At 56.7% G+C, this 2,923-nt stretch carries 4 protein-coding genes; 2 read left to right on the plus strand and 2 right to left on the minus strand.

The features are described from left to right. The first annotated feature begins 103 nt into the window (after nt 1–103). Nucleotides 104–625, plus strand: a complete 522-nt coding sequence (locus tag AC6FTP_RS26640) for a hypothetical protein (RefSeq protein WP_497209929.1) — start codon at nt 104–106, stop codon at nt 623–625. A 23-nt stretch (nt 626–648) separates the two neighbouring features. Here AC6FTP_RS26640 and AC6FTP_RS26645 read toward each other — a convergent pair whose 3' ends face one another. Next, nucleotides 649–1,200, minus strand: coding sequence for a hypothetical protein (locus tag AC6FTP_RS26645; protein WP_497209930.1), 552 nt, complete (start codon nt 1,198–1,200; stop codon nt 649–651). A 185-nt stretch (nt 1,201–1,385) separates the two neighbouring features. On the opposite strand from AC6FTP_RS26645, the gene AC6FTP_RS26650 reads away from it, so the two are divergent. After that, a complete protein-coding gene (locus AC6FTP_RS26650) occupies nt 1,386–1,628 on the plus strand; it encodes a helix-turn-helix domain-containing protein (protein ID WP_497209931.1) in 243 nt (80 codons plus the stop codon). Between the two features lie 27 nt (nt 1,629–1,655). Here the strand turns inward: AC6FTP_RS26650 and AC6FTP_RS26655 are convergent, their stop codons facing one another. Continuing rightward, nucleotides 1,656–2,876, minus strand: a complete 1,221-nt coding sequence (locus AC6FTP_RS26655; protein ID WP_497209932.1) for a tyrosine-type recombinase/integrase — start codon at nt 2,874–2,876, stop codon at nt 1,656–1,658. Nucleotides 2,877–2,923: the final 47 nt, after the last annotated feature.

Here is a 2,923-nt window from a genome sequence, read left to right on the forward strand (position 1 = left end):
CTGCGCACACGACCGCGTGCGTCCCGTTTCAAAATCGTGATTTGGTTGTCCATAACGTGGGACATCCCTGACTCCCCACGCGCCCCGTTCCAACCGCGTTCCTATGGGCGTTACGGTGACGCTTACGTTCAATCAGGCGATTTTTCCCACCATTCGCGATCCGCGTGAACTCTACCAAGAGGTGAAAATGGAAGATCGAACTGTTGGAATGCATGACGACAACACTACTCCTCGCTGGGCACTTTTGTGGACTCATGGAATTCCCGGCAAGAGCAAGCAGCCAACTCTTGGCTGGACCATTGCTCACGTATGGGATCGGAGCCAAGATTTGGACTCTTATACGCGCCTCGCCAACCTCGCTCTCATCCCGGAATACCTTGGAGGGCTTTCTGACAAGCAAGGTCCGCTTACACAATACCTGCGATACCACGCATGGCAGGTCTATCAATGGAGGCCAGCTGATGCAGACGTGCCCATCGCACCGGCTCATTATGCCGAAATCCGCTGGAACTATCTGACACCAGTCGATGATCCAGTTGGCTTCTTTCGAGATGAATTTGCCTCGGCAAACTGCCGGCGCAGCAAAGTGTTGAAGCCATTGATGCCACCAAATTCGATTGTCTGATCCGTGATCAAAAATTCAAAGACCTATTCATCGATGAGGTGATCAAACAGGCCCGGCTGGAACGGCTCCAGGGCGGCCTGCTCTGCTTTGAAGAAGTCCGCCTTCGTCTTCCCGCGCTTCTTGCCTTCCCGCGTATGGCAGTCATAGGCATACTCCGGGATCGCCACGTATTCGCCGCTCTCACGTAGTTCCTGCGCCAGCGTTTCCGCATCCAGCCCCGCCTGCTGGTCATAGACCATGTTCTGCAAGTGATCGGGATCGCGACTCTTTTTGGACAGGCACAGCAGGATGACTGCCTTACTGATGAAGATGCGGCCCTTGGCCTGCTTCGGCGGGATGCCGTCATTGATGACCAAGTAGCTGTCATGCAGCGCCTTAACCTCCTGCGTGAGGATGCCCCAGCAATCCTCCGCGCTGATGGTGAGCAGGCGCTTCCACACATACTTGCCAAAGCCACTGCTCCACAGTTCCAGCGCCCAGTATCCGGCCAGAGCCGCGTCACCACGGCGGATGGCTTTCTGCATCGCAGAGGATACCTCGCTGAAGTTATAATGACGAATCGTGCGCAATTGCATGGGGTTGGCGGGAAAGAGATCTGGGAGGTCCATGAATGGAGGCCTCGTCACCGTGGCTTCGAGGTTCCATCCGTTTGCATCACCAAATGATGCCGTGGGGTTTGGTTAGGTCGCAGGGTTTGGGAGGTGTCTTGGGGTGCGTCAATCGAGTTGCCACCTGTCCGCTAACTGCGTAGCTCTCCCCCATGTCCATGAAACTTCCCAAAGGGGTGACTCCCCGCAAATTCGCCCGTGCACCTCAGGCGTGGCGTGAGAAGAAGGCTTTCAGTCAGCGCGATGCTGCGGAGTTCCTCGGCATCAGCAAGCGCACGCTGGAAAACTGGGAGCAGGAACGAGCAACGCCCCGTGGCTATGCCGTGGTGGCGCTCATTCGACTCATCGACCCGCCTGCCCAACTCTCATCCTCCACCCAACGTAAGACGCGATGAAAGTTGCATCTCGTTGCGCAACGAACCTCAGCCTAAAATGACGTCGATGAGTTTCCTCGGACGGCGGGGCATGGCTTTCGGCTTCTTGGGCTCTGGTGGACTCCAGCCCTTGGCGGGCATGATGGCGAACCATTCCTTGGCTTCCGGTTCCGTGACTAATTCGCGGTAGTGCTTGAAGATGATGTCTGGCGAGTTGCCCGCCTCCAGAGCCACTTTCGCCGCGTCTTTGACGATGGCCAGACGGTAACTGATGTAGGAGTGCCGCAGCGCATTTCGAGGCCATTCCATTCCAATCTTTTCAGCCAACTTGGTGAGATCAGGCGCAACCTTGCCAACCACCTTGCCCTCTCTTGGCAATAGCTCAATCCATGCCGCCAGATTATCACTGATCGGCACGATTCGCCGAGACGCCGTCTTGGCCTGATCCGCCCTCAAGGTGATGATTCGCCGGTCCAGATCTACCGCCTTCCAGTCCAAACGTTTGATCTCAGCCATGCGCAGCCCGGCAAATCCGCCAATGGCCAGGAGCGCCAACTCCTCCGATGAAGCTGCGGCAAGAAGCTTGGTCATCTCCGCTGGCTGGAAGATTTCCGTCTTCGTCTCCCCCTCCTTGGCAATGGGCACCAGTTCTGCCGCCGTGGCTTCCGATTGCGGCAAGTAGCCACGAGACTTGGCGAATGAGAAGAACACCTTGATGCAGCGGTGCAGTGAATTGCGCGTCACAGGAGGGTGATTGAGGCTGCGAAGCCACCGGTCAATATCACCAGACTTGATGGTCAAAATCTCGCCAGGAAAAGCGACCGCAAAGCGTTTCACACTTCCAGATAGTTGGAACCGATAGATGCGGCTGAGATTGTCTTCGGCCTTGGCCTTCACAAACTCAGCAATCAGGTCCGGCACTTTCACCCCGAGTTGCACGCCCCGATTACGCCGCACGAACTCCTGGATGGCAGCCATCAGTGGCACATCCCCGAGCAACTGTCGGCAGCGAGCGTATTCCTCAACCGCAGCCACCAGTGGCATATTGAAGGGAGCCATCAGACGTTCCGCAGCGAGGTGGTTTTCTCGCTGGGCAGAAGTCAGATCGTTGCTGGAGGATTTGCCTTCCTGAATCTTGCGGGCCATCAACTGAGCCTCAGCTTTGGCCTTTTCGAGACTGCCGAAGTTTCGCCGCACGCGCTTGCCGTTCATGTGATAGGCCACGGTGTAGCAATCCCACCTGCGGACACGGCCCTTGTAGATCGGCACCACAGCGCTACCATGCTTCATCTTCAAGAATGGCCGCCCTCTTTTCC

The organism is Prosthecobacter sp. (assembly GCF_044378005.1).
Classification (GTDB): Bacteria; Verrucomicrobiota; Verrucomicrobiia; order Verrucomicrobiales; family Verrucomicrobiaceae; genus Prosthecobacter.

Excerpts from the sequence above, each read along its gene's own strand:
- AC6FTP_RS26640 (WP_497209929.1), top strand. The coding sequence starts at position 104 with ATGGGCGTTACGGTGACGCTTACGTTCAATCAGGCGATTTTTCCCACC.
- AC6FTP_RS26645 (WP_497209930.1), bottom strand. The coding sequence starts at position 1,200 with ATGCAATTGCGCACGATTCGTCATTATAACTTCAGCGAGGTATCCTCT.
- AC6FTP_RS26650 (WP_497209931.1), top strand. The coding sequence starts at position 1,386 with ATGTCCATGAAACTTCCCAAAGGGGTGACTCCCCGCAAATTCGCCCGT.